Below are 25,529 nucleotides of genomic sequence, written 5' to 3' on the forward strand. Positions count from 1 at the left end.
CACCTCATGGGGATGTGAGCAAAGGCGGGCGGCGCAGCAAACCATGTACCGGACCGAACACCACGGACAACAGATACAACCCGCCCGCCACCAGTACGATGGCTGGCCCGCTGGGCAGCGAGAAGTAAAACGACAGCAACAGGCCGAACCCTACCGAGAGACAGCCGAGCATTGCCGCAATGAGCATCAGCGTCGGCAGGCGACGGCTCCAGAAACGCGACGCGGCCGCCGGCAGCATCATCAAGCCTACGACCATGAGTGCGCCGATCGCCTGGAAACCGATCACCAGATTCAGGACCACCAGAGTCAGGAACACGCCATGGGCCAACGGTCCGAGCCGGCTGACGGTTTGCAGGAACAGCGGATCCAGGGTGTCGAGCAACAGGGGGCGGTAGATCAGCGCCATGGCCATCAGGCTGATACCCGACACCCAGAGCATGCCGGTGAGTGTCGGTTCGTCCACCGCCAGGGCCGAACCGAACAACAGGTGCAGCAGGTCCAGGCGTTTGCCCGCCACCCCCAATATCAGCACACCGGCCGCCAGTGAAATGGGATAGATCGCTGCGAGACTCGCATCTTCTCGCAGCCCGGTGCGGCGGGTGATCCAGGCAGCCAGTCCGGCCATGCCCAGGCCCGCGCCGAGTCCCCCCACTGTCAGGGCGGGCAGGCTCAGGCCGGCGAACCAGAACCCCAGCGCGGCGCCGGGCAGGATGCCGTGGGCCACCGCGTCGCCGATCAGGCTCATGCGGCGCAGGATCAGGAACACACCCAAGGGCGCCGTGCTGCATGCCAAGACCAGGCCGCCAAGCAAGGCCCGTCTCATGAACACAAACTCCTGGAAAGGCTGCCAGAAGTGGATGGCCGCAAGCATCAGGCCACCCTTGTGCAAGGTTGCTGCGCGATCAATTCGTGGCTGCGTCCCAAGGTGCAGCCGGAGTGCTTGATCAACAACGTAAGGGGAATATGCTGGCGCACCGCAGCCAGGTCGTGGCAAACCACTACGAGCGTGCGCCCCTCGGCATGCCAGCCATGGATGTGTTTCCACAGCAACGCCTGGCCTTGTTCATCGAGGGCGGCGTGGGGCTCGTCGAGCAATAGAAGTGGCGCTTCGGTCAGGCTCAGGCGAGCGAGCAGGGCCCGTTGCAGTTCGCCTCCCGACAGCGCCATCAGCGGGCGATGTTCCAGGCCACGCAACGCCCAACCTTCCAGAACGGTGTTGAGCCGCTGGCTGCGCAAGGCTGGCGAATCCCTACGACCCCATGCGCCAGCAACCACCAGCTCCTGAAGGCTGATGGGGAACTGACGATCCAGATGTTGTTGCTGCGGCAAAAACGAGACGCCACCGCGGTGCCGGACTTTCAGCGTGATCTTGCCGGACAGGGGCTTTTGCAATCCTGCCATTACTTTCAGCAGGCTGCTTTTGCCAGAACCATTGGCGCCGACAATGGCCGTCAGGCTGCCGGCGGGCCGTTCCAGATACAGCGCGGGCGTTAGCGGTCGTCCTGGAGGCCCCCAACGCAAAGCCTGGCAGTCGATCATGACCGCTCCCGGTTCCAACGACTTTCGGCAACTGCATCATGGGCGTGAAGGCTTTCGGCATGAACCACACGGACATCGAATGCGACAACGTCTTTTGAACGGCGCAAGGCCAGACTGAGTCGTCGAGCGGCATCCTCGCAGAACATCAGGTTCTGGCCGTTGGCGAGGGCGAATGCCTGTTCGTCGGCGCGCTTGACTGCGGTTTGCACGGCGGTGCCCAGTGCCGCTTCGGCTTCGTTGATCAGAAATTGCAACGGCAACTCAATCACGGTCGTAGCCAAGCGTATACCCAGGGTCGCTGTGCTGCGCTGGCTATGAGGGGTGGCGACGATGCCTTTGGAGGATCCTAGCCAGGCCAGAATTTCTGCATGCTCAAGGGCCTTATTGGCAAAGTCGTTCACAAACTGTTGCTGAATCAGCTGACGAGCGAGGGCCGCCGAACAAGGGCACGTAGATGAATAGGGAATCTCGATGTTCAGTTCCACGTGGAACATTGCATGTTTCTGATGAGCCTTGATGCTTATCGGATAGCGTTTCCAGCCGCCAAGGGGACTGACCAGCGCCGGGCGTTTGAGTAGCAATTCGGTATGGACGGTCAGGGACGCAGAGCTCGAGAGGCCTTCATGGCTGGCGAGGAATTGCTGCAGGACTCGCTCCAGCAAGGAAGGCGACAGGGGCTCGCTCTCGAGCATTTCCAAGGCAAGATACAGCCGGGACATGTGAATACCCCGGGCATCAGCGTCATCCAGGCTGACTCCAGCGTCTGCCTTTGCACTCAGGCGCTGGCCTTCGATCAATACCGGTATCGCGACGCCGTGCATGCCCACCCAATCGAGAGGACCGGCTTGGCGTGAGGCCTGCGCAGCGACGTCTGGCAGCGTTAACGCGTTCATGGGTTAGATCCATCGTGAGGTCAGATTTAATGTTATAGTGTAACAATTCACCCGGCCAGATCTTTTTCATGAATAGAGTTTTAATCTGTTCGTTCCACGTGAAACATCAGCGGGAATCCTGACAACCGCTGACGCGTCCGCATACAAATTCTCCTGCGCTACCACCGGAGCTGGAGAAGCGATTGATGGTCGTCCAACCGACGCGGCGGCTGTAGCCAATCCAACTTTCACCGTCGGAAGCCAGTCCTGTGAAAAAGGTCAATTGCCCATAGCGACTGTTGGTCTGCGCCCAGTAGCGGCGCCTTTCTGCGTCAAACCCCCGAAGATAAATCGTATTTCCGGCAGTCATCACGCTGTAGGTATTGCCGCGCTCATCCGCACACGACAGCAAACTCGCGCTACGTGTGCAGTTTGCTAATAAAGCGCTCTGGCCCTGGGGCGATGCAGGTGATGAAAACGATAGAAAAAGCGCGCAGGGCAATAAAAATACGAAAAAAAACCGCATGGAGATTTCCGATGATGGACATTGCAGGGTGGCGTAGATTTATTGTTATAGTATAACGTAAATCACAGAACGAGTCGCAGCACGCTGATGCAGCGTCAGCAACGGCCGCCCCGATGAGGATACAACCCATGCCCAATCGCCTTCCTGTTACGGTGCTGTCCGGATTTCTCGGCGCCGGCAAAAGTACTCTGCTCAACCATGTGCTGCGCAATCGCGAAAAACTGCGTGTTGCCGTGATCGTGAACGATATGAGCGAAATCAACATCGATGGCAGCGAGGTTCAGCGCGATGTCACCCTTAGCTGCGCTGAAGAAAAACTGGTGGAGATGAGCAATGGTTGTATCTGCTGCACGCTGCGCGAAGATCTGTTGGCCGAAGTCGGCCAGCTCGCCAGGGAGGGGCGCTTCGACTATCTGCTGATCGAATCCACCGGCATTTCGGAACCCTTGCCCGTGGCGGAGACCTTCACTTTTCGCGATGAAGAGGGGCGTAGCCTGGCCGATGTTGCCCGACTCGACACCATGGTGACGGTGGTCGACGGAGTGAACTTCCTGGCTGATTACCTGGCCGCCGAGAGCCTGGCCGCCCGAGGTGAAACCCTCGGCGAAGAAGATGAGCGCTCCATCACAGACCTGCTGGTAGAACAGATCGAATTCGCCGACGTGATCCTGATCAGCAAGATCGATCTGATCGGTCGTCAGGAATGGGAAGAACTGACCGCGATTCTCCAGCGTCTCAATACCCAGGCACGGATCCTTCCCATGGTCATGGGGCAGGTGCCGTTGGAGGAAATACTCGACACCCGTCGTTTCGACTTCGAACGCGCAGCACAAGCACCCGGCTGGCTACAGGAATTGCGTGGCGAGCATGTGCCGGAGACCGAAGAGTATGGCATCGCCTCGGCGGCCTATCGGGCACGCCGACCGTTTCATCCCGAGCGTTTCTTCAGCCTGATCGACCGCCCATGGACCAACGGCAGGCTCCTGCGCTCCAAGGGATTCTTCTGGCTGGCCAGTAAGCCGGAAGAGGCGGGCAGTTGGTCCCAGGCTGGAGGTTTGATGCGTCATGGATTTGCCGGCCGTTGGTGGCGATTCGTGCCCAAGAGCCAGTGGCCACGGGACGAAGAAAGCACTGCCGCCATCCTGAAGAACTGGCTCCCGGGCACGGGAGATTGCCGCCAGGAATTGGTCTTCATTGGCCAGGACATCGATTTCGAATGTCTCACCGCAGCGCTGGACGCCTGTCTGCTTACGGACGAGGAAATGGCCCTGGGAGTCGAGGGTTGGCGGCTGCTGCCGGATCCATTCGGTGCATGGCACGACGAGGTTGCGGCGTGATCTTGGCGGCCGGCCTGGAACGCGGACAGGTCCGCCAGGTCCAGGGCGATACCCCTCGGGCCCTGACGCAGATTCTGGACGATGGCGTCAATCTGGCGGTGTGGCAACGCCAACTCCCGCTGCACATCAGCGATTTTGCCGCGATGGTGCTTTCCATGGAACAGTCTCTGGCGCAGTCGTGGGTGCTCGATCTGCCAGAGGAGGACTCCCAGCCGGAGCTGAACGGTCTGGCTGCCGGTTTCAGCGATCTGCAAGGCTACGAAGGGTTCAGGGCTGATGTCGCCTGGCTGGTCGGCGCGTTTGCCTGCCTGCTGGGCGCCACGCGTGTCGGCCTGCGCCTGCGAACCCTGGACAAGGCCATGTGTCCGCGTTTCCACGTCGACCATGTGCCGGTGCGGCTCGTTACCACCTATGCCGGCCCCGGCAGCCAGTGGCTCGAGGAAGGCGCCATGGATCGCCGATGGCTCGCCCACCCTGAGGCCGAGCCCAGGGATCCACAGATGATCCAACAGCTTGGCCACGGTGACGTGGCCCTGCTCAAGGGCGAGAAATGGCTGGGCAACGAGGGATTTGGCCTGATCCATCGCTCGCCGGAACCGACCCAGGGGGAGCGCCGACTGATTCTTACGCTGGACTGGCTTGCCTAGGCTCTTGCAGCTCTGTACTCGGCCGCGCCCCGTTTCGCCTGCCTGGCCTTCCTCACGGGACTTCGCATAGCGCCTAGGGTTTGAGCCAGCTTCCCTGGTTTTTCCCTTCACAGAACGGCTTGAGGTAGGCGGCGTCACTGGCCACACCGTAATAGTGAATATCCTGGCGATAGGGCATATTGGCCACCTGGGCGTCGCTGCAGATGCCGAACGCACCGCCAGGACACTGATCGACGTATTGCACCTCGACTTTCTGCCCGGCCAGGCTTGGCTGGCAGAACCCGTCGGCGAACAGCTTTGGTGGAATGCTGCGGTTCTGCTGGCATACTTTCACGTCGAGCCGCTCCGCCTGGCTATGGACCACGCAAGCCTGGGCCAGCACCTCGCTCGAAGCCAGTGCCAGTAATAAGCAGCCAATCACCCGCATTTTTCACCTCCATCGAAAGCCGTCGCCCATGCTGCAGAACATTCCCACCCATGTCATCGCAGGGCCGTTGGGGGCTGGCAAGACCAGCCTGATCAGACAATTGCTCGCCCAGCGCCCGGCCGACGAACGCTGGGCCGTGCTCATCAACGAGTTCGGCCAGATCGGCCTGGATGCTGCGCTACTGACCCAGGCGGCCGATGGTATCGCACTGGGGGAGGTTGCCGGAGGCTGCCTGTGTTGCGTCAACGGCGCGCCGTTTCAGGTTGGCCTCGGTCGATTATTACGCAAGGCCCGGCCGGACCGATTGTTCATCGAACCTTCGGGCCTCGGTCATCCGGCGCAATTGATGCGCCAATTGCGGCAAGCGCCGTGGCTCGGCGTGCTGGCGGTCCAGCCATGCGTGCTGGTGCTGGACGCCCGGGCATTGTCAGACGACAAGCCGTTGGCTGATGCGCAACGACAGACGCTTCCCACCGCCGGACTGCTGGTGCTGAACAAATCCGAAGGTCTCACGGACGCCGATCGTGCCCGCGTGATGGAGCGGCTGCCGGCGATTCCATCGTATTGGACACAGCAGGCGAACTTGCCCATCAGCCGTTTGCCGGGCCTGGCCGCAACGGGAGGCGGGGTTGTGGGTAACTTGAACGTGCCCAAGGACGTGGGTCAGCTCCCGGCTGTCTGGAGCGATCCAACGGTGCCGATCTGCCTGCACCAGCAGCAGGAGGGGGGCTGGAGCATCGGTTGGCGCTGGCATCCGAGCCAGCGTTTCGACACGGCGACACTGACGCGATGGCTGCAAGGTCAGGTCTGGAAGCGGGCGAAGCTGGTTATCCACAGCACCGAGGATTGGGTTTCAGCCAATGCACTGGAGGGGGCGGCGCTGGATTGGCAAAGCAGCGAGTGGCGGCAGGATTCCCGGCTTGAATTGATTTTCGGCGAGCCGCAAGACGTTCCGACCCTGCAGGTTGGCCTGGCCAATTGCCGACGGTCATGAGTCAGCGGTGGTTCAAGGCTTCCACTTGTTGTGTTCCTGCCGCCATTGGCTCAACTCGATGACCTCGGCCCGAGGCCTGGCCTGGACCGGTTCAGCCAAGGTTTCGGGCGACTCTTCGAACGGCATCGGATACGGCGCCAGCTCGATGTGTGCGCTGTGGGCGCCGAATTGGGTGATAGTGCCCGAATGGCGGGACTCGCCAGTGACTGTGAACTCGAAATTGTAGATCCGCGCCAGGCGCCGTCGGCCACTGGCATCCTTCACAAACCCGATCTTCTTCAGCGCGACGTTGCCATCCAGCAGCTCGATCCTGAGGTTGGCACAATGCTGCATGACCCTCGCCAATGCCCGTTCGCGCAAGCCGTGGTTGTGCCACAACCAGGCGCCACCGGTAGCCAGCAGCATCAGCACGAAGATGTTTCCAAGAGTCAGCATGAACGAAGTGCTCCAACAAGTTGCCGTCAGCTTAACTGTGTCGCCGGTCTGTCGTACAGGCTGTGTTTAGTCGCATACTGCGCGGCTTGAATTTCAATCGTTTTACGGAAACCACCCGCATGAAACGTACGCCTCATCTGCTCGCCATACAGTCTCACGTGGTATTCGGTCATGCTGGCAACAGCGCCGCCGTGTTTCCCATGCAGCGGGTCGGGGTCAACGTCTGGCCGCTCAACACCGTGCAGTTTTCCAATCACACCCAGTATGGCCAATGGGCCGGGGAAGTTCATGCGCCCCAGCAGATACCGGCATTGATCGAAGGTATTGCGGCGATTGGCGAGCTGGGTCATTGCGATGCGGTTCTCTCCGGTTACCTGGGCAGCGCGGCCCAGGGTCGGGCGATCCTGACCGGCGTGGCCCGGATCAAGGCTGCCAATCCCAAGGCGCTGTACTTGTGCGACCCGGTCATGGGGCATCCGGAGAAGGGCTGCATCGTCGCGCCCGAGGTGAGCGAGTTCCTGCTGGAAGAGGCCGCCGCGGTAGCGGATCTGATGTGCCCGAACCAACTGGAACTGGACAGTTTTTCCGGGCGCAAGGCGCAATCGCTGCTCGACTGCCTGGGCATGGCGCGTGCGCTGCTGGCTCGTGGTCCCAAGGCCGTGCTGGTCAAGCACCTGGCGTATCCTGGCAAGGCCGAGGACAGCTTCGAAATGCTGCTGGTAACCGCCGAAGGCAACTGGCACCTGCGGCGACCATTGCTGGCATTCCCGCGTCAGCCGGTGGGGGTAGGCGACCTGACATCCGGATTGTTTCTGGCGCGGATACTGCTGGGTGACAGCCTGGTGGCGGCGCTTGAATTCACTGCCGCCGCGGTGCATGAGGTATTGCTGGAAACCCAGGCGTGCGCCAGTTATGAATTGCAACTGGTGCGCGCCCAGGATCGCATCACCCATCCACGTGTGCGGTTCGAGGCTGTGCCGATCCACTTGTGACCGACACCGCTCCAGCTTCCGTCAAGGCGCGTCCGCCTTGATCTCCTGATAGCGCTTCTCCAGCTCCTGGCGAATCTGCCGGCGTTGCTGGGCTTGCTCGTAGCGGCGCTTGGCTTCGCTGTTCTGTGGCTGCAAGGGCGGTACGGGGGCGGGTTTGCGCTGGTCGTCCACCGCAACCATGGTGAAGAAGCAGCTATTGGTATGGCGAACCGAGCGCTCGCGGATGTTCTCGGTCACCACCTTGATGCCCACCTCCATCGAGGTGTTGCCGGTGTAGTTCACCGACGCCAGGAAGGTCACCAACTCACCGACGTGAATCGGCTCGCGAAAAATCACCTGATCCACCGACAAGGTCACCACGTAGCGGCCAGCGTAGCGGCTGGCGCAGGCATAAGCGACTTCGTCGAGGTATTTGAGCAGGGTGCCGCCGTGGACATTGCCAGAGAAGTTGGCCATATCGGGGGTCATCAACACCGTCATCGACAGTTGGGCGTTTCCGGGTTCCATAACGTTCTCACGGATCAAGGCAGCGATTAGGGAAGTGCACCTCTGCGGGCGCTGGTCAGTGGCCTGCTCGACCTTTTTGCAAAACCACCGATATCGGGACGCTGCGCCTGTGGCTGCCGTCACGCGTCGATGGATCTGTTTCCTTATATTGCACCGTCTTTTTGTCAGAAGTCGCGGTGTTAACCTGCAAAAGCCCATCGCGAGGGCATTTCCTACAAGAGAAACGGACTTATCCAGTCGGCGACAGGGAGCCCTACAGATGCATGCCATCAACTTCATTCAAGACTTGGCGATCATCATGCTGGCAGCCGGGCTGGTGACGGTCTTGTTTCATCGTTTCAAGCAACCGGTGGTGCTGGGCTACATCGTTGCCGGTTTCCTCATCGGTCCCCATACACCGCCGTTTGGCTTCATCCACGACGAAGACACGATCAAGACCCTCGCTGAGCTCGGGGTGATCTTCCTCATGTTCTGCCTGGGCCTAGAATTCAGCCTGCGCAAGCTGTTCAAGGTGGGTGCCACGGCATTCATCGCCGCGTTCCTCGAAATCGTGTTGATGATCTGGATCGGTTATGAAATAGGCCGCTGGTTCGACTGGAGCACCATGGACTCGCTGTTCCTGGGCGCGATCCTGGCGATCTCTTCGACCACGATCATCGTCAAGGCACTTAACGACCTGAAGATGAAGAACGAGCGTTTCGCCCAGTTGATCTTCGGGGTATTGATCGTCGAGGACATCCTTGGCATCGGTATCATCGCCTTGCTGTCGAGCATCGCTGTCAGCGGTACGGTGAGCTCCGGCGAGGTGTTTTCCACGGTCGGCAAGCTTTCGCTGTTTATGATCGTCGCGCTGGTGATTGGCATCTTGCTGGTGCCGAGGCTGCTGGCCTATGTGGCGAAATTCGACAGCAACGAGATGCTGCTGATCACCGTCCTGGGCCTGTGTTTCGGCTTCTGTCTGTTGGTGGTGAAGCTTGAGTACAGCATGGTGCTGGGGGCTTTCCTGATCGGTGCGATCATGGCCGAGTCCCGACAGTTGCTGAAGATCGAGCGCTTGGTGGAACCGGTACGCGATCTGTTCAGTGCGATTTTTTTCGTGGCCATAGGCCTGATGCTCGACCCGGTCATCCTGCTGCAGTATGCCTGGCCGATCGCGGTGATCACGGTCGCGGTGGTACTGGGCAAGATGCTTTCCTGCGGCCTGGGTGCCTTTATCGCTGGTAATGACGGACGCACATCGCTGCGGGTAGGGATGGGGCTTTCACAGATTGGCGAATTTTCCTTCATCATCGCTTCACTGGGGATGACTCTGCAGGTCACCAGCGACTTCCTTTACCCGGTCGCGGTCGCCGTCTCGGTGCTGACCACGCTGCTGACGCCTTACCTGATCCGAGCCGCGGATCCGTTGTCCGTCAAATTGGCGACCGTGGTACCGCAACGGCTATCGCGGGTATTGGGGATGTATGGCGAGTGGCTGCGCAACATCCAGCCCCACGGTGAGAATGTGTTGATCGCCTCCATGATCAGGCGGATCTTGTTGCAGGTAGGCATCAACCTGGCCCTGGTGATCGCGATCTTTGTCTCGGGCGGCTATTTTGCCGAGCGCATGTCGGTTCATATGCAAGCCTGGATCAGCGACCCAAGCTGGCAGAAAGCATTGATCTGGGGTGGGGCGCTGCTACTGTCGCTGCCGTTCCTGATCGCCGCGTACCGCAAGCTCAAGGCGCTGTCGATGATGCTGGCAGAGATGGGGGTGAAGGCGGAAATGGCCGGCCGCCATACCCAGCGCGTACGTCGGGTGATCGCCGAAGTGATCCCGATCCTTTCGCTGCTGGTGATTTTCCTGCTCCTGGCAGCCTTGTCGGCCAGTATCCTGCCGACCAACAAGTTGCTGGCATTGATTGCAGTGGTGGCAACGGCCGTAGCGGCACTGCTCTGGCGTTGGTTCGTCCGGTTGCACACCAGGATGCAGGTGGCCTTGCTGGAGACCCTGGACAACCACAAGGAGTCGTCCGGGCATTGACCGGCCCAGGGGGTCAGCTCTCCAGCCAGACATCCCGTGCCCAGTGCCAGACGGACTCCCAGGTTTCCTCGGCAAGCAACTCGTCTTCGGCCTGCCACAACACGACGGTGCCGTCTTCTTCGACGCAGTAGTAGTCGTCGCCGTCCTGACAGATCGGGATCAGGCTGCGGTCGACACCGGCATCCCAGGCGTTGGCGGCCACGTCCGGCAGGTAGGTATGGGATTGTGGATCGGTGACGGTCACCGGCTCCAGGCTGCCATAGACGACATCGCTGACGGTCAGCAAAAACTCTCTGAAGACAAACGGGATGTCGATGAACAGCTGTTCTTCGATTTCTACCAGCAGGTCTTCGTCGGGCAACTCCAGTGGAACCGGTACGGGTTCGTTGGCTTCACGCAGTTGTTCGATAATTTCTTCCACGTCCGGGGATCCTCTTTCTCGATGGCGCGGTTTGTATGGAGCGGTTTATACAGTAGCTCGCCATAGATGCAACCGCGAAATAGAAAACCCCGGCCTGAGCCGGGGTTCTCTTATTTCAACCTGCAAAACGCGCAAAGGTTCAACCGTTCTGGCGGATACCTGCCACCAGCCAAGGCTGGTTGTCGCCCTGGGCGCGTTCCATGTTCCAGCTTTCGCTGAACGCTTCGCCCTGGTCGAAGCGAGAGTTCTTCGATACACCGCTGAAGGTCAGGGTAGCGATGGTCTTGTCGGCGCGATCATCGACGCCGTCCAGTTGTACCTGCAGGTTGTCGATGTAGGTGGACTGGAAGCCGTCACCCAGTTCCGCACGCTCGCGCTTGAGGAACTCCAGCAATTGCGGGGTCACGAACTCGGCGATCTTGTCCATTTCGTTCGCGTCCCAGTGTTGCTGCAGGGACTGGAAGTGGGTACGCGCGGCTTCGACGAAACGCTCTTCGTTGAACCAGGCCGGAGCGTTGATCACTGGACGGGCGGCCACCGGAGCGGCCGAGCCACCGAAGATGGAGCCGGCGGAAGGCTGCTGGTTGAATACTTCACGCTGCATCGGTGCATGGCCGGCCGGGGCGAATTGCTCCTGCTGCTTGCGACGACGGGCGGCAATGAAGCGGAAGACCAGGAAGGCGATGACCGCCATGATCAGGATGTCGAAGATCTGCATGCCCTGGAAGCCGTCGCCCATGAACATGGAAGCGAGCAGACCGCCGGCCGCGATGCCGGCCAATGGGCCGAGCCAGCGCGAAGCACCGCTGGCCTTGGTGGCGGCGCCAGCGGCACCGGCCGCGCCTGCGGTGGCGGCAGTGGACCCGGCAGCAGAGGACGGCGCCATCTGGCTGGTCTGGTGAGTCGGGGCCGCGCCCGAGCTTTTACCACCGCCAAAACGCTTGGCGGCATTGGCGTCGATGGCCATCGTCAGGCCGATGCACAACGCCATGGCGATGCTAAGAAAACGTTTCATATAAAGGCATTCCCATTTGTGGATAGCACGCGCGCCATGTTGCACAGGTGAACTGTTGCTGGCTAGCGGCAGAGTGTTTCGGGCTTTTGCGTGACAGGTTAGGTTCAGCTTCAATCGCGCAAGAGGGCTTGTTCGCTTTGGGCTGTAGGAAAGAGGAACAAGTTCTATCGGAAATATTTTCCAGAAAACTGTAGGAGCGAGCTTGCTCGCGATAGCGGTGTCTCGGTCAGCATCCATATTGACTGACCGACGGCTATCGCGAGCCAGCTCGCTCCCACAGGGGCCTACACAACTCTCTAGATCGCTTCCAGCTTGGCGTACCCCAGCATCAGCCATTTGCTGCCTTCGCTGAAGTTTACCTGGACCCTGGCCTGGGCGCCGGCGCCTTCGAAGTTGAGGATCACGCCGTCGCCGAATACCGAATGGCGCACGGTCTGGCCCAGGCTGAAGCCGGTCTCCGGGATATCGCTACCGCCGAACAGGCTGCTGGTGCCTTGCGACTGGCTGCCACCGAATGGTCGACTGACACTGTTGGACAACCGGACTTCCTGGATCAGGCCCTTCGGTACTTCGCGTACGAAACGCGACACCTTGTTGTAGGTTTCGCTGCCGTACAGGCGTCGGGTTTCGGCGTACGTCAGCACCAGGTTCTGCATGGCCCGGGTGATGCCCACGTAGGCCAGGCGCCGCTCTTCTTCCAGGCGCCCCGGTTCTTCCAGGCTCATTTTGTGCGGGAAGAGGCCTTCTTCCATGCCCACCAGAAAGACGTAGGGGAATTCCAGGCCCTTGGCGCTGTGCAAAGTCATCAGCTGGATGCTGTCTTCATGCTCGTCGGCCTGGGTATCGCCCGCCTCCAGGGAAGCATGGCCCAGGAAGGCCGACAACGGCGACAGGTCGGCGTCTTCTTCGGTGTTCTCGAAGTTGCGCGCGGCGCTGACCAGTTCCTCGAGGTTTTCCACCCGGGCCTGGCCTTTCTCGCCTTTTTCCGCCTCGTGGTAGGCAATCAGCCCGGACTGCTCGATAACGGTCTGGGTCATCAGGTGCAGCGGCATCTCTGCGCACTTGGCCGCCAGGTCGTCTATCAGCTCCATGAAGGCCTTCAGGGCGCCGGCGGCGCGGCCGGTCACGCCTTTGTTGGCCACCAGCTGGCGCATGGCTTCCCACATGGATACGTGGCTATGGCGGGCGTGTTCGCGAATCGCCTCGACGGTCTTTTCGCCGATGCCACGGGTCGGCACGTTGATCACCCGCTCCAGGGCGGCATCGTTGCCGCGGCCCTCCAGCAGGCGCAGGTAGGCCATGGCGTTCTTGATTTCGGCTCGTTCGAAGAAGCGTTGGCCGCCATAGATCCGGTAGGGGATCCGTTCGCGCAACAGGGCTTCTTCCAGGACCCGGGATTGGGCGTTGGAGCGATACAGGATGGCGATGTCGCTGCGGGAGAGGCCGGTCTTCAGCGCGCTCTGGATGGTTTCCACCACATAGCGGGCTTCATCGTGTTCGTTGAACGCGGCGTACAGGTTGATCGCTTCGCCTTCATTGCCGTCGGTCCACAGCTCCTTGCCCAGGCGCCCGGTATTGTGGGCGATCAGTGCGTTGGCAGCCTTGAGGATACCGGCGGTCGAGCGATAGTTCTGTTCGAGGCGGATGACCTCGGCGTCGGGGAAGTCCGCTGAATACTGGTGGATATTCTCGATCTTGGCGCCGCGCCAGCCATAGATCGACTGGTCGTCGTCGCCCACCACCATCAGGCTGTCGCCGCCCTTGGCCAGCAGGCGCAACCAGGCGTACTGCACGGCGTTGGTGTCCTGGAATTCGTCCACCAGGACATGCCTGAAGCGCTTCTGGTAATGCTCCAGCAGGCCCGGATGATCGCGCCACAGGTCCAGAGCCCGCAGCAGCAGCTCGGAAAAATCGATGACGCCGGCCCGTTGGCATGCCGCCTCGTAGGCTTCATAGATGCCGCGCATGGTCGCCAGGAACAGGTCGCCACTGGCCTGGATATGCTGTGGTCGCAGGCCTTCGTCTTTCTGACCGTTGATGAACCATTGGGCCTGGCGGGCGGGCCAGCGCTGTTCGTCCAGGCCCAGCTCGCGGATCACCCGCTTGACCAGCCGCTGCTGGTCGTCGCTGTCGAGGATCTGGAAGGTCTGGCTCAGGCCGGCTTCCTGCCAGTGCGCCCGCAGCAAGCGGTGCGCCAGGCCGTGGAACGTGCCGACCCACATGCCGGCCGGGTTGATGCCCATCAACTGCTCGATGCGATGACGCATCTCGGCAGCGGCCTTGTTGGTAAAGGTCACCGACAGGATCGAATGAGGCGAGGCGTTCTCGACCTGGATCAACCAGGCGATACGGTGCACCAGCACTCGGGTCTTGCCGGAGCCGGCACCGGCCAGGACCAACTGACGGCCCACGGAGGCGGCTACGGCCTGGCGTTGGGCGTCGTTGAGGGAGTTCAGCAGAAGGGAGAGATCATCGCGCATCGGGGCATTCTAGGGCGCGGCGTCACCCCGGGCAAACCAAGCTTTGCAGCAACCGATAAAAGACCGGTCGGGGATGACCGGTCAGTCATGGTGCAGGAGCGTTGCCAGGCCTCGTGCGCAGCGTTCGAGGAACGTCGCAATGGCGAATTTTTTGCGTATTTTTATGAGCCTCGGCAGTGTGGGATAAGCCCGGGCTTGTGTATGCTCGGTGCTCTTTCGGGTTCTCCGTGCCCCTGTGATAAGAACAAGAACAGTGCCTATGACCCTCAATTCCGATCTGGCGGGCCCTTGTGTGGAACCGCGGGTCATTCGCAAGCAGTACGCCACGGAGATGGCGGTAGAGCGTACACGGTTGCTGTACCAGGGCTCGCTGCTGCCAACCTTGTTCATGCTGGTCAACGGCCTGGTCTGCGCGGCGCTGTTGTGGGATCCGTCACGCTATGTCCTGGTCAGCGTCTGGCTGGTGTGGCTGTTGTCCCTGGTGGCGCTGAGGGTGATCCAGGTGGCTGCCTTCGATTCGGCGATCCCGGGCCGCCAGGCGCATCCCATCTGGCTGCGGATGTTTTTGCTGGGCTCGGCGATGACCGGCCTGACGCTGGCCATTGCCGGCATCGCCCTGGCCCCGACCGACAACTTCCAGCAACAGGCCTGGGTGTTCGGCCTGATCGGCGCGGCCACCCTGTCGGCCAGTGTCGCCTATGCGGTGAGCCTTCCCGCCTACCTGTCTTTTACCTTGCCCTGCCTGCTGCCGGCGATCGGTTTCCTGTTCTGGGGCGACGACCAGCAGCAGCACGGATGGGGCTGGCTCGGCCTGGCTGTTCTGGTATCGCTGAGCGTGGTGGCCTGGCAGGTCAATCGACTGATGCAGAACGGCATGCTGCGACGTTTCCAGAATCAGGCATTGATCGAACATCTGCAGCAGACACAGATTCGTAGCGCGCAGCTCAACGAGGCGTTGGCCAGGGAAGTCGAACAGCGTCGTCTCGCCGAAGAGCGGTTGCGCGCCGCCCAGGTTGGCCTCGAGGCGCGCGTGGCCCAGCGCAGCCTTGAACTGGAGGTGGCCAGCCAGGCCCTGAGCAAGAGCGAGGCGCGCCTGGCCTTGGCCCTCAAGGCGAGCGAGCTGGGGTTGTGGGACTGGAACCTGCAAACCGACGAAGTCCACCATACCCAGCTCAAGGAGTTGTTCGGGCTGGAGCGCGAATACGTCACGGCGATGCTCAGCCATCTCACGCCCCGCCTGCATCCACAAGATCTGCCAGCGCTCAAGCGAGCCCTGATCGAGCATCTGAAGGGCCGTAGCGAGGACTACCAGATCGAATATCGCATTCGCCACAGCGACGGGCACTGGGTGTGGATCGAAGACCGCGGGCGGGCCGTGGAACGCAGCGCCAGCGGCCGGGTGTTGCGGATGGTCGGCACTCGACGAAACATCAGCGCCAGCAAAGAGCTGGAACAGCAGCGGCAATTGGCTGCTACGGTGTTCGAGGCCGCCAGCGAAGGCATCGTGATTTTCGATCCCAACTACGCACTGCTGGCCGCCAACCAGGCATTCACCCGGGTCACCGGGTTCAATATCGATGACATGCTGGGTTGCAACGTGGTGGATCTTCCGTGCAGTCGGGACGCCCGGCGGCACTATCCGGTCATTCGCCAGGCCCTCAAGGCGCACGGCACCTGGCAGGGCGAACTGGTCGAGGCTCGGGCCAACGGCGAGCTGTACCCGCAATGGCTGCAACTGAACGTCGTGCGCGATGTACGAGGAAATGTCAGTCATATTGTGGGCTTCTTCGCCGATCTTTCGGCGAGGCGCGAATCCGAGGAGCGGATGCGCTACCTCACCCACTATGATGAACTGACGGGGCTGGCGAACCGGTCGCTGTTCCGCGAGCGGTTGCATGAAGCCCACCAGCGTGTGCGACAGGGAGGGCGGCGCAGCCTTGCATTGCTGCATATCGACCTGGATCGCTTCAAGTTGCTCAACGACAGCCTGGGGCATGACATTGCCGACCAGTTGCTACAGAAAATGGCCCGGCGCCTGATCAACGCGTTGCCCGAGGCCGACACCATCGCCCGACTGTCCGGCGATGAGTTCGGGGTGCTGTTCGATGCCTACGGCAATCTTTCCAGCCTGGCCCGGGTGGCGACCCGCCTGTCCGCCAAGTTGCGCCTGCCGCTGACCATCGAAGGCCATGAGCTGGTGGTCAGCGCCTCCATCGGCATCAGCCTGCTACCCGATAACGCGCGTGAAGTCGCCACCCTGGTCAGCCAGGCAAACATGGCCATGCAACATGCCAAACACCTGGGAGGCAACAACTTCCAGTTTTTCACCGACAGCCTCCAAGCCAGTACGCTGGAGCGGCTGCAGCTGGAAAACCAACTGCGCAAGGCCCTGGAAGAACAGCAATTGAAGGTGTTCTACCAACCCAAGCTGTGCCTGGCGACCGGTCGTCTGAACGCCGCCGAAGCCTTGGTGCGCTGGGATCATCCGACCATGGGCCGGGTACCGCCGGGGGAGTTCATCGGCCTGGCCGAAGAGACCGGGTTGATCGGGCCGATTGGCGAGTTCGTGTTGCGCCAGGCCTGCTGGCAGGCGTGCGAATGGCAGCGCCAGGGGCTGTCGCCTATCAGGGTCTCGGTCAATCTGTCGGTGCATCAGTTGCGCCAGGGCAAGTTGGTCAGCCTCGTGCGGCAAGTGCTGGAAGAAACCGGCCTGGCCCCTCATTGCCTGGAATTGGAACTGACCGAGAGCCAGTTGCTCGACAGCGTCGAACACATCATCGCCACCTTCCAGCAACTGCGAGACCTGGGGGTCAAGCTGGCGATCGACGATTTCGGCACCGGCTATTCCTCGCTGAGCTACCTCAAGCGTATCCCGGTGGATTACGTGAAGATCGACCAGGCGTTCATTCGTGGGCTGGAAGAGGGCGGCGAGGATGCCGCGATCACCCGGGCGATCATCGCCATGGCCCATGGCCTGTCGCTCAAGGTGGTGGCCGAGGGTGTCGAGCACCAGGGCCAGCTGGCGTTCCTGAAGGCTGAACAGTGCGATGAAGTGCAGGGCTACCTCATCAGCCGTCCGCTCGAGTCCCAAGGCCTGGCCGCGTTGTTGCGCGACAAGCCGGGCGATTCATGGCTCACCTCTGCTACATGACGCGCATGCGGCATGGAATCGGGCGATCGAGTTACGTATCGGGCGGGCAAAAAGGCAATTCATGTAGTATAACTACAAGCTTGGCTACATCACTGCTGCATCCGGCATCTGCCAATAACGCCGCCAATAACAAGAGTCCAGTCCCTTGAACCTGTTGCAACACATCGCCCAGTCACGCCACCTGCTGCGCAAATCGGAACTGAAAGTCGCCGATCACGTACTGCTCGATCCTGCGGCCGTGATGCACAGCTCCATGGCTGACCTTGCCCACAGCGTCGGCATCAGCGAGCCGACCATCGTGCGGTTCTGCCGCGCCATCGGTTGCTCGGGTTTCCAGGACTTGAAGCTCAAGCTGGCGCAAAGCCTGGCGGCCGGCGCAAGCTTCGGTCAGTTTGCGATCCATGAGGACGACTCGGTTGCCGACTACAGCCTGAAGATCTTCGACACCACCTTGCATACGCTGATGGAGGTTCGCGAGAAGCTCGACCCGGTGGCCTTGCAAAAAGCCGTGACGGCCATGTCCCAGGCCCAGCGCGTCGAATTCTATGGCTTCGGCGCTTCGGGCGCCGTGGCGGCCGATGCCCAACACAAGTTTTTCCGCCTGCTGCTCACTGCGGCAGCCTATTCCGACCCGCACATGCAGGCGATGTCGGCGGTCACGTTGAAACCCACCGATGTGGCGATCTGCATTTCCCAGTCGGGGCGCTCCAAGGACCTGCTGATCACCGCCAACCTGGTGCGCGAAAGCGGCGCCTCGCTGATCACCCTGTGCCCGAGCCAGACGCCATTGGCCGAGCTCTCGACAGTGAACCTGGCCATCGACGTGCACGAAGACACTGAAATCTACACACCGCTGACCTCGCGTATCGCGCACCTGGTGGTCATCGATGTGCTGGCGATGGGGGTTGCCATGGCGCGCGGCCCGAGCCTGGTCAACCACCTCAAGAGCGTCAAGCGCAGCCTTCGCAGCCTGCGGCTGTCGCCCAAGTCGGTCAAGGCACTGGACGACTGAGCCAATCATCAAGGCAAGCGCCGTTGTGGCGAGGGGACAAGTCTCCTCGCCACAGGCTCAACCCTCCCCAAGATCCCATCGCTCGAATTCATCGTTCTGTAACCCACGCGCCGCCAAAACGTCATCCCAAGCCTTCATCTTGAAACTCCCGTATACGTCTTGGGAGTCTCGACATGACCCAGTCCTACGAAGAACGCAGCGCCGTCAAAACCCGTCGCCAGCAGGAAGACCAACGCCGCATGGCGTTCCGTCGTGCGATCGAAGACCGCTTCGAACAGCGCCAGCTCCTGGCCGAAATCAGCGAATTTCCTGACGCGACAGAATTCAATTACTGGCAGGCAACGCCGGTGGCTTCCCGTCGAAACGCTCAACCAGGCCAATGATCTGGGCGCGCTCACCGCGAACGAACGCCAGGAAGGCGTGGGCCACCGGTGACAAACGCTTCGCCCTGGCCTGCACCAGGCACCAGCTTCGGTAGAGCGGCAACTCTTCCACCGGCAGCTCGATGAGTGCGCCGGACGACAATTCCCGGCTCACGGCGTGGCGCGTCAACAACGCCACGCCCAGCCCCGCCACTACGCATTCGCGTTGGGCTTCGGCCGAGGCCACTTCCAGCGTCTGGGTGAAATGCACCCGCTTTTCCTTGAAATATTCCTCGCAGGCCAGCCGCGTTCCCGACCCGGGTTCGCGCAGCAACAGTGTGTAGGGCTCCAGGTCCTGCAGGCGCAATGCCCCCATGTGACACAGTGGGTGATCCGGCGGCGCCACGGCCACGATCGGATTATTGAGAAACGGCAGGAACTCAAGCCCCATGTCCTGGGGCACCATGGACATGATCACCAGGTCATCGCGGTTGTCCGAAAGCCGCCGGATCACTTGTCCGCGATTGACCACAGTAAGGTTCAGGTTGACCTCCGGATGCTGGCGCTTGAACGCGGCGAACAGGTGCGGCACGAAATATTTCGCGCTGGATTCCACCGCCAGTTTCAATTGCCCCTGCAGCGAGCCCTGCATGTCCGAAAGCTGCATATCGAGGTTCTCCAGGCGCCCGAAGATATCCCGGCTGGCGCGTTGGAGGGCTTCGGCGGCTTCGGTCATGTAGAGTTTTTTCCCGACATACTCGAACAACGGCTGGCCAATCAGCTCTTCAAGGGATCGAATCTGTAGGCTAACGGCTGGTTGCGTGAGAGACATTTCCTCGGCAGCACGGCTGTAGGACCTCAGGTCGCACACTTCATTGAAAATTTGCAGTTGACGCAAAGTCATACGCATCAATGACTTACGCATTTTTCACTCACCTTGGTCCGATCCCGACAACGCAACTATAAGTCTTGGCTTATGCGTGACCCAATAAATATTCATTTTTGTTAATCCCCGCCCGGTACTAGTGTGGAGCTGCGACCAATTGTTACATCTGGTCACGCGTCGGCCTGAACGTCCAGGCCGTGGTATCACCGGCTCAAGGGAACCTCCAATTGATAACAAAGATCCTGATCGCCAACCGCGGTGAGATTGCCGTCCGAATCGTGCGCGCCTGCGCCGAGATGGGCATTCGCTCGGTCGCGGTCTACTCCGACGCGGACCGCCATGCCTTGCATGTCAAGCGCGCGGACGAGGCCCACAGCATCGGCGCCGATCCGCTGGCCGGTTATCTCAACCCGCGCAAGCTGGTGAACCTCGCCGTGGAGACCGGCTGCGATGCCTTGCATCCCGGTTATGGCTTCCTTTCGGAAAACGCCGAACTGGCGGATATCTGCGCCGAACGCGGTATCAAGTTCATTGGTCCGGCGGCTGAAGTCATTCGACGCATGGGCGACAAGACCGAAGCGCGTCGCAGCATGATCAAGGCCGGCGTGCCGGTTACCCCAGGCACCGAGGGCAACGTTTCGGGTATCGAGGAGGCGTTGGCCGAGGGCGACCGGATCGGATACCCGGTGATGCTCAAGGCAACGTCCGGCGGCGGTGGCCGCGGTATTCGTCGTTGCAACAGCCGCGAAGAACTCGAACAGGCCTTCCCTCGCGTTATCTCCGAAGCCACCAAGGCGTTCGGTTCGGCGGAAGTGTTCCTGGAAAAATGCATCGTCAACCCCAAGCACATCGAAGCGCAGATCCTGGGGGACAGTTTCGGCAACGTGGTGCATCTGTTCGAGCGGGACTGCTCGATCCAGCGTCGCAACCAGAAGCTGATCGAAATCGCTCCCAGCCCACAGCTGACGCCCGAGCAGCGTGCCTACATCGGCGATCTGTCGGTGCGTGCCGCCAAGGCCGTGGGCTATGAAAACGCTGGCACCGTGGAGTTCCTGCTCGCCGAGGGCGAGGTGTACTTCATGGAAATGAACACCCGGGTTCAGGTGGAGCACACCATCACCGAAGAAATCACCGGGATCGATATTGTCCGCGAGCAGATTCGCATCGCCTCCGGCCTACCGCTGTCGGTCAAGCAGGAAGACATCCAGCACCGTGGATTCGCCCTGCAGTTCCGGATCAACGCCGAGGACCCGAAGAACAATTTCCTGCCCAGCTTCGGCAAGATCACTCGTTATTACGCGCCTGGCGGTCCCGGCGTGCGTACCGACACGGCGATCTACACCGGCTACACCATTCCGCCGTTCTACGATTCGATGTGCCTGAAACTGGTGGTCTGGGCGTTGACCTGGGAAGAAGCCATGGACCGTGGCCTGCGGGCCCTGGACGACATGCGCCTGCAAGGGGTCAAGACCACCGCGGCGTATTACCAGGAAATCCTGCGCAACCCCGAATTCCGTAGCGGTCAGTTCAATACCAGCTTCGTCGAAAGCCATCCTGAATTGACCAACTACTCGATCAAGCGCAAACCCGAAGAGCTGGCCCTGGCCATCGCTGCCGCCATTGCCGCCCACGCAGGCCTGTAAGGAATCATGACAATGTCCAAGAAGATCCACGTAACCGACACTATCCTGCGCGACGCTCACCAATCGCTGCTTGCCACCCGCATGCGCACCGAAGACATGCTGCCTATCTGCGACAAGCTCGACAAAGTCGGCTATTGGTCGCTGGAAGTCTGGGGCGGCGCGACCTTCGATGCCTGCGTGCGTTTCCTGAAGGAAGATCCGTGGGAGCGCCTGCGCCAACTGCGTGCCGCACTGCCCAACACTCGCCTGCAAATGCTGCTGCGCGGCCAGAACCTGCTGGGTTATCGCCATTACAGCGACGACGTGGTCAAGGCGTTCGTGGCCAAGGCCGCCGTCAACGGCATCGACGTATTCCGGATTTTCGACGCGATGAACGACGTGCGTAACCTGCGCGTCGCCATCGAGGCCGTGAAGGCCGCCGGCAAGCATGCCCAGGGCACCATCGCCTACACCACCAGCCCGGTGCATACCATCGAGGCGTTCGTGGCCCAGGCCAAGCAGATGGAAGCCATGGGTTGCGATTCGGTGGCGATCAAGGACATGGCCGGTTTGCTGACCCCGTATGCCACAGGCGAGTTGGTCAAGGCGTTGAAGGCCGAGCAATCGCTGCCGGTATTCATCCACTCCCACGACACCGCCGGCCTGGCCGCGATGTGCCAGCTCAAGGCCGTCGAGAACGGCGCCGATCACATCGACACCGCCATTTCCAGCTTCGCCTGGGGCACCAGCCACCCAGGTACGGAATCGATGGTCGCGGCTCTCAAGGGCAGCGAGTTCGACACCGGCCTGGACCTGGAACTGCTGCAGGAAATCGGTCTGTATTTCTATGCCGTGCGCAAGAAATACCATCAGTTCGAAAGTGAATTCACGGCGGTGGACACCCGTGTCCAGGTCAACCAGGTGCCCGGCGGGATGATTTCCAACCTGGCCAACCAGTTGAAAGAGCAGGGCGCGCTGAACCGCATGAACGAAGTGCTGGCGGAAATCCCGCGAGTACGCGAAGACCTCGGCTTCCCGCCGCTGGTGACTCCGACCTCGCAGATCGTCGGCACCCAGGCGTTCTTCAACGTACTGGCCGGTGAGCGCTACAAGACCATCACCAACGAAGTGAAGCTCTACCTGCAAGGCGGTTACGGCAAGGCGCCGGGCCAGGTGAACGAAAAACTGCGTCGCCAGGCCATTGGCAGCGAAGAGGTGATCGACGTGCGTCCGGCCGATCTGCTCAAGCCGGAAATGACCAAGCTGCGTGGCGAGATCGGCGCGTTGGCCAAGTCCGAAGAGGACGTGCTGACCTACGCCATGTTCCCGGACATCGGTCGCAAGTTCCTCGAAGAGCGCGAAGCCGGCACCCTGACGCCAGAGGTGTTGCTGCCGATCCCTGAGGCGGGCGGCGTGAGCGCGGCGGCGGGTGAGGGTGTGCCAACGGAATTTGTCATTGACGTCCACGGCGAAACCTACCGCGTCGACATCACCGGCGTGGGCGTCAAGGCCGAAGGCAAGCGTCACTTCTACCTGTCCATCGACGGTATGCCGGAAGAGGTCGTGTTCGAGCCCCTCAATGAATTCGTCGGCGGTGGCAGCAGCAAGCGCAAGCAAGCCACTGCGCCGGGCCACGTCAGCACCACCATGCCGGGCAACATCGTCGACGTGCTGGTCAAGGAAGGCGACGTAGTGAAGGCCGGTCAGGCCGTGCTGATCACCGAAGCCATGAAGATGGAGACCGAAGTGCAGGCCGCCATCGCCGGCAAGGTCACGGCCATTCATGTGGCCAAGGGCGACCGGGTCAATCCGGGCGAGATCCTGATCGAGATCGAAGGCTGAGCGAACAGCCTCGATACAACCGTTTAACCTCGGGGGGGCATGTGCTCCCCTTTTTTTTTTCGAAAGCCAGGTCACCGGGAGGGTGAAGCCAATTCGCCAAGGCGATGGTGCGACCGACATGCGTGCAGGCGGCTCCACCGCTGTTGCGAGCAGGCCTTTCTCACAGGAAGGCACCGAGGCGATCAGAACATCATTCGCCACTGCCCCATCAAGGCGTGACTGCGGTTGTCGTTGCCCGTTTCACCGCTGTAACCCAATCCCAACGTGTGGCGTGGCGAAACAGCCAGGTCCAGCCCGGCTTCCACCAACAGGCTGTCCCGGTCCAGGTCGGATCCTTGCACCGTATAGGTTCTGCCTCCCTTCACCAGGCTCTGGCGGGCGCTGCCTCTGACATCGCCGTAGAGGTGTCTCCAGCCGACATTCAAGCGAGGGGTCAATTGCGTGCCCTGGTCAAAAGCCAAGGCCGTGGCGAGGCGCAGGCCCAGGGTACTGCCGTAATGGTCCTCGGTCTGGCGATCGACCCTCAGCGCCGAGTCGCCGCCCTTTTCCGTGTAGCGGTCGCGTTGATAGCGCTGATAATCCAGCTGGGCATAGGGTTCAAGATCGTAACGGCCGAGGTCGAAGCGATAGCCGAGTTGCCCGAAGACCTGTTGCGTGCTGGCATCGTAGCGGCCCTTGAGATGATCGTTGAAACCATTGAACACCACATGGCGCTTGGTGCTGCCGTCATGATCGCCATGAACGGCGCCCAGGCGCAGTGCCATCGGTCCGTCCTGGCGCCAGGCGTAAGCGCCCAGGTACCAACTGTCGAGGCCTGCGTCGAGTCGGTGACCGTCCAGCTGTGTCCGGGTCTTGCTGCCCATCATGCCCAGGCGCCATTCAGGGCTGATCGCCCAATCGGTCCCCAGCATCAGGCCCTTTGTGGAATGCTTCAGCGCATCGCTCCCCAATTGCCTGCCGACCGTGCCGCCATGGCCGATGGCCTGGATCCAGACCTGACCGTCGACAGGCCGCTGGCCCATGGCGGACAGCATCCCGGCGCTGATTGGCGCGATGCTGTTCAACGTGGCATTGGCCAGGTTAGCGGTAGTCTGGCCGGCCAGTTGCTCGATGGCATCGGCCGCCACGATTCTGTTGCTTCCCAGCAGCGCGTTGACCGCGGCGTTGGGTGTTCTGGCCGGTGGGGTGACTCGTAGCGCAGCGGCGGGTTTGGAAGGCATGGTGGGCGCATTCGGCTTGGTGGCAACCGCTTTGGCGAGGGCGGGTGTCTCCACGGGCTTGGGCTCTGGTGGCTCGACCGGTTGTGGTTCTTCGATGCTGGCCGCCAATTGCTTCCCGTTGTCGGAAGTTGCGGCGGTCTCGAGGGGGGTGTCGTTGCGGACGTAGGTCAGGCCAACCTGAGTGTCGGTGTAATGCGCAGTGGCCGTCATGAATGGGAGGTTGTCGATGACCGTACCAAACTCACCCACGACGTTGCCCGCACGAATGACGGTATGTTCACTGGAGGAAAGGCTGTCGGCCGGTACGGCGACGATTGTCAGGGTCGAATCATTCAGCGTCGCGGTGCCTTCGACCTGGATCGAGGCACTGCCTCCATTGGCGTCGATGCCATAGACCAGCTCGGCGCTTCTCGACAGTTCGAGATTGCCCGTAATCGAGGGGGCGCCGACATCCGGGCCTACCTCCCACCGTCCCGCCATTGTCAGGAAATCCACGGTTCCGTTGCCGCTGAAACTGGCCGCTTCATGTACATGTATTCCGCCATGCGCGGTGCCTGAATGGGTCATGCGCCCCCCTGGCTCGACCATCACGCCATTGGCCACGGCGCCCTTGTTATCGAATGCACCGAGCACCCCGATCCGTCCGTCGATATGTCCGGTATTGACCAGCGTGGCTTGAGGCTCCACCACACCCCAGCCGGCGAAACGAGCGGTGTGTTCCCATTCGCCCTGGGAGACCTGCAAGGCCTCGAAATTACGGGTCTCCCCCAGGACGGGATGCTTGGCCAGGTCCAGTCGCAGCATGTTGGTTCCGCCGCCGCCATCCATGGAACCGGGGAACTTCGCGTTTGCGCTGACAATCACCAGGTCGTTCTTGCCTGTCCATTTCGCGTTGCCTTTGCGGGGGACGTTGGCGTTTTGTTTCCTGGTGTCGGCCGCTTCGGCGAAGGCCTCCAGGCGTTGCTGTTGCTCGGCGGTCGTGGGGATATGAGCCGGTTGCTGAGCCATCGAAACATTGGCGCAACCCAGGGCCAGGGCAATTGCCAGGGCCAGGCGTCGGGGAAGATATGAGTGTTGGATAGGCATCGAGTACGGCCTCTCAAGGGTGGAGGCCGCACTTTAAAAATTCCAACCTGGCCGCGATGCCGGGCGGATTCCCCGACATTGGCGGGAGAGAGCAGATCGAACATGTAGGCTGGTCGGGTCGTGCTCAGGTTAT

At 61.2% G+C, this 25,529-nt stretch carries 22 protein-coding genes; 10 read left to right on the forward strand and 12 right to left on the reverse strand.

Annotated features, from left to right (window positions below; genetic code table 11):
• Window positions 1-4: 4 nt before the first annotated feature.
• From BT179_RS04625 to BT179_RS04640, 4 genes are all read right to left on the reverse strand, one after another.
• Entirely contained in the window at window positions 5-871 is an 867-nt protein-coding gene (locus BT179_RS04625) for a metal ABC transporter permease (protein WP_072431345.1), read from the reverse strand.
• Complete coding sequence (locus BT179_RS04630) at window positions 871-1,539, reverse strand: metal ABC transporter ATP-binding protein (RefSeq protein ID WP_072431346.1); 669 nt, start codon at window positions 1,537-1,539, stop codon at window positions 871-873. Before BT179_RS04630 ends, BT179_RS04625 begins: the two co-directional genes overlap by 1 nt.
• Window positions 1,536-2,432, reverse strand: a complete 897-nt coding sequence (folE2, locus tag BT179_RS04635) for a GTP cyclohydrolase FolE2 (protein WP_072431347.1) — start codon at window positions 2,430-2,432, stop codon at window positions 1,536-1,538. Before folE2 ends, BT179_RS04630 begins: the two co-directional genes overlap by 4 nt.
• A 106-nt stretch (window positions 2,433-2,538) precedes the next feature.
• Window positions 2,539-2,937 (reverse strand): glutamine synthetase, encoded by a 399-nt coding sequence (locus BT179_RS04640; protein WP_072431348.1) that lies wholly within the window; start codon window positions 2,935-2,937, stop codon window positions 2,539-2,541.
• Window positions 2,938-3,065: 128 nt separating this feature from the next.
• Here BT179_RS04640 and zigA point away from each other — a divergent pair, with 128 nt between their 5' ends.
• On the forward strand, window positions 3,066-4,274 hold the full coding sequence (gene zigA / locus BT179_RS04645) for a zinc metallochaperone GTPase ZigA (RefSeq protein ID WP_072431349.1): 1,209 nt from the start codon (window positions 3,066-3,068) through the stop codon (window positions 4,272-4,274).
• Window positions 4,274-4,921, forward strand: coding sequence for a DUF1826 domain-containing protein (locus BT179_RS04650; RefSeq protein WP_176776507.1), 648 nt, complete (start codon window positions 4,274-4,276; stop codon window positions 4,919-4,921). The genes zigA and BT179_RS04650 overlap by 1 nt, the downstream gene beginning before the upstream one ends.
• 73 nt (window positions 4,922-4,994) lie before the next feature.
• On the opposite strand, the gene BT179_RS04655 is transcribed toward BT179_RS04650, so the two are convergent.
• Entirely contained in the window at window positions 4,995-5,348 is a 354-nt protein-coding gene (locus BT179_RS04655) for an NADH:ubiquinone oxidoreductase (RefSeq protein ID WP_072397335.1), read from the reverse strand.
• Window positions 5,349-5,376: 28 nt separating this feature from the next.
• Between BT179_RS04655 and BT179_RS04660 the strand changes: the two genes are divergently transcribed.
• Complete coding sequence (locus BT179_RS04660; protein ID WP_072431351.1) at window positions 5,377-6,342, forward strand: CobW family GTP-binding protein; 966 nt, start codon at window positions 5,377-5,379, stop codon at window positions 6,340-6,342.
• Window positions 6,343-6,354: 12 nt separating this feature from the next.
• On the opposite strand, the gene BT179_RS04665 is transcribed toward BT179_RS04660, so the two are convergent.
• Entirely contained in the window at window positions 6,355-6,777 is a 423-nt protein-coding gene (locus BT179_RS04665) for a DUF3301 domain-containing protein (RefSeq protein WP_072397331.1), read from the reverse strand.
• A 119-nt stretch (window positions 6,778-6,896) separates the two neighbouring features.
• Between BT179_RS04665 and pdxY the strand changes: the two genes are divergently transcribed.
• Entirely contained in the window at window positions 6,897-7,769 is an 873-nt protein-coding gene (gene pdxY / locus BT179_RS04670) for a pyridoxal kinase PdxY (protein ID WP_072397329.1), read from the forward strand.
• A gap of 21 nt (window positions 7,770-7,790) precedes the next feature.
• On the opposite strand, the gene BT179_RS04675 is transcribed toward pdxY, so the two are convergent.
• On the reverse strand, window positions 7,791-8,276 hold the full coding sequence (locus BT179_RS04675; protein ID WP_072397327.1) for an acyl-CoA thioesterase: 486 nt from the start codon (window positions 8,274-8,276) through the stop codon (window positions 7,791-7,793).
• A 259-nt stretch (window positions 8,277-8,535) separates the two neighbouring features.
• On the opposite strand from BT179_RS04675, the gene BT179_RS04680 reads away from it, so the two are divergent.
• Entirely contained in the window at window positions 8,536-10,299 is a 1,764-nt protein-coding gene (locus BT179_RS04680) for a cation:proton antiporter (RefSeq protein ID WP_072431352.1), read from the forward strand.
• Between the two features lie 13 nt (window positions 10,300-10,312).
• On the opposite strand, the gene BT179_RS04685 is transcribed toward BT179_RS04680, so the two are convergent.
• The 3 genes from BT179_RS04685 to uvrD all read right to left on the reverse strand — a co-directional run bounded on the left by BT179_RS04685 (window position 10,313) and on the right by uvrD (window position 14,215).
• Window positions 10,313-10,720 carry an SMI1/KNR4 family protein gene (locus tag BT179_RS04685; protein WP_072397323.1) on the reverse strand — a complete coding sequence of 136 codons (408 nt, stop codon included), beginning with the start codon at window positions 10,718-10,720 and terminating at the stop codon, window positions 10,313-10,315.
• Between the two features lie 139 nt (window positions 10,721-10,859).
• Window positions 10,860-11,735: a Tim44 domain-containing protein gene (locus BT179_RS04690; RefSeq protein ID WP_072397321.1), complete on the reverse strand. Its 876-nt coding sequence runs from the start codon at window positions 11,733-11,735 to the stop codon at window positions 10,860-10,862.
• Window positions 11,736-12,031: 296 nt separating this feature from the next.
• Window positions 12,032-14,215 (reverse strand): DNA helicase II, encoded by a 2,184-nt coding sequence (gene uvrD / locus BT179_RS04695; RefSeq protein ID WP_072397314.1) that lies wholly within the window; start codon window positions 14,213-14,215, stop codon window positions 12,032-12,034.
• A 259-nt stretch (window positions 14,216-14,474) separates the two neighbouring features.
• On the opposite strand from uvrD, the gene BT179_RS04700 reads away from it, so the two are divergent.
• The 3 genes from BT179_RS04700 (at window position 14,475) to BT179_RS04710 (ending at window position 18,761) form a co-directional block, all read left to right on the forward strand.
• On the forward strand, window positions 14,475-17,366 hold the full coding sequence (locus BT179_RS04700; protein WP_072397312.1) for a putative bifunctional diguanylate cyclase/phosphodiesterase: 2,892 nt from the start codon (window positions 14,475-14,477) through the stop codon (window positions 17,364-17,366).
• Window positions 17,367-17,511: 145 nt separating this feature from the next.
• The gene (gene hexR / locus BT179_RS04705; protein ID WP_003187110.1) at window positions 17,512-18,378 is read left to right on the forward strand and encodes a transcriptional regulator HexR; all 867 of its coding nucleotides are present in this window, start codon (window positions 17,512-17,514) and stop codon (window positions 18,376-18,378) included.
• A gap of 173 nt (window positions 18,379-18,551) precedes the next feature.
• Window positions 18,552-18,761, forward strand: coding sequence for a PA3496 family putative envelope integrity protein (locus BT179_RS04710; protein WP_072397311.1), 210 nt, complete (start codon window positions 18,552-18,554; stop codon window positions 18,759-18,761).
• Here the strand turns inward: BT179_RS04710 and BT179_RS04715 are convergent.
• Window positions 18,703-19,665 (reverse strand): LysR family transcriptional regulator, encoded by a 963-nt coding sequence (locus BT179_RS04715; RefSeq protein WP_072431353.1) that lies wholly within the window; start codon window positions 19,663-19,665, stop codon window positions 18,703-18,705. The two genes, BT179_RS04710 and BT179_RS04715, sit on opposite strands and share 59 nt — an antisense overlap.
• Before the next feature lie 188 nt (window positions 19,666-19,853).
• On the opposite strand from BT179_RS04715, the gene BT179_RS04720 reads away from it, so the two are divergent.
• Both BT179_RS04720 and oadA read left to right on the forward strand, forming a co-directional pair.
• Entirely contained in the window at window positions 19,854-21,269 is a 1,416-nt protein-coding gene (locus BT179_RS04720; RefSeq protein ID WP_053149054.1) for an acetyl-CoA carboxylase biotin carboxylase subunit, read from the forward strand.
• 12 nt (window positions 21,270-21,281) lie between these two features.
• Window positions 21,282-23,090, forward strand: a complete 1,809-nt coding sequence (gene oadA, locus BT179_RS04725; RefSeq protein WP_072431354.1) for a sodium-extruding oxaloacetate decarboxylase subunit alpha — start codon at window positions 21,282-21,284, stop codon at window positions 23,088-23,090.
• 182 nt (window positions 23,091-23,272) lie between these two features.
• On the opposite strand, the gene BT179_RS04730 is transcribed toward oadA, so the two are convergent.
• Entirely contained in the window at window positions 23,273-25,396 is a 2,124-nt protein-coding gene (locus BT179_RS04730; RefSeq protein ID WP_072431355.1) for an autotransporter outer membrane beta-barrel domain-containing protein, read from the reverse strand.
• Between the last annotated feature and the right edge of the window lie 133 nt (window positions 25,397-25,529).

The sequence above is a fragment of the Pseudomonas sp. NFACC43 genome (assembly GCF_900119645.1).
Classification (GTDB): domain Bacteria; phylum Pseudomonadota; class Gammaproteobacteria; order Pseudomonadales; family Pseudomonadaceae; genus Aquipseudomonas.

Coding starts and splice junctions, on each gene's coding strand:
- BT179_RS04625 (WP_072431345.1), bottom strand. CDS start 871: ATGCTTGCGGCCATCCACTTCTGGCAGCCTTTCCAGGAGTTTGTGTTC.
- BT179_RS04630 (WP_072431346.1), bottom strand. CDS start 1,539: ATGATCGACTGCCAGGCTTTGCGTTGGGGGCCTCCAGGACGACCGCTA.
- folE2 (WP_072431347.1), bottom strand. CDS start 2,432: ATGAACGCGTTAACGCTGCCAGACGTCGCTGCGCAGGCCTCACGCCAA.
- BT179_RS04640 (WP_072431348.1), bottom strand. CDS start 2,937: ATGCGGTTTTTTTTCGTATTTTTATTGCCCTGCGCGCTTTTTCTATCG.
- zigA (WP_072431349.1), top strand. CDS start 3,066: ATGCCCAATCGCCTTCCTGTTACGGTGCTGTCCGGATTTCTCGGCGCC.
- BT179_RS04655 (WP_072397335.1), bottom strand. CDS start 5,348: ATGCGGGTGATTGGCTGCTTATTACTGGCACTGGCTTCGAGCGAGGTG.
- BT179_RS04660 (WP_072431351.1), top strand. CDS start 5,377: ATGCTGCAGAACATTCCCACCCATGTCATCGCAGGGCCGTTGGGGGCT.
- BT179_RS04665 (WP_072397331.1), bottom strand. CDS start 6,777: ATGCTGACTCTTGGAAACATCTTCGTGCTGATGCTGCTGGCTACCGGT.
- pdxY (WP_072397329.1), top strand. CDS start 6,897: ATGAAACGTACGCCTCATCTGCTCGCCATACAGTCTCACGTGGTATTC.
- BT179_RS04675 (WP_072397327.1), bottom strand. CDS start 8,276: ATGGAACCCGGAAACGCCCAACTGTCGATGACGGTGTTGATGACCCCC.
- BT179_RS04680 (WP_072431352.1), top strand. CDS start 8,536: ATGCATGCCATCAACTTCATTCAAGACTTGGCGATCATCATGCTGGCA.
- BT179_RS04690 (WP_072397321.1), bottom strand. CDS start 11,735: ATGAAACGTTTTCTTAGCATCGCCATGGCGTTGTGCATCGGCCTGACG.
- uvrD (WP_072397314.1), bottom strand. CDS start 14,215: ATGCGCGATGATCTCTCCCTTCTGCTGAACTCCCTCAACGACGCCCAA.
- BT179_RS04700 (WP_072397312.1), top strand. CDS start 14,475: ATGACCCTCAATTCCGATCTGGCGGGCCCTTGTGTGGAACCGCGGGTC.
- BT179_RS04710 (WP_072397311.1), top strand. CDS start 18,552: ATGACCCAGTCCTACGAAGAACGCAGCGCCGTCAAAACCCGTCGCCAG.
- BT179_RS04715 (WP_072431353.1), bottom strand. CDS start 19,665: ATGCGTAAGTCATTGATGCGTATGACTTTGCGTCAACTGCAAATTTTC.
- oadA (WP_072431354.1), top strand. CDS start 21,282: ATGTCCAAGAAGATCCACGTAACCGACACTATCCTGCGCGACGCTCAC.
- BT179_RS04730 (WP_072431355.1), bottom strand. CDS start 25,396: ATGCCTATCCAACACTCATATCTTCCCCGACGCCTGGCCCTGGCAATT.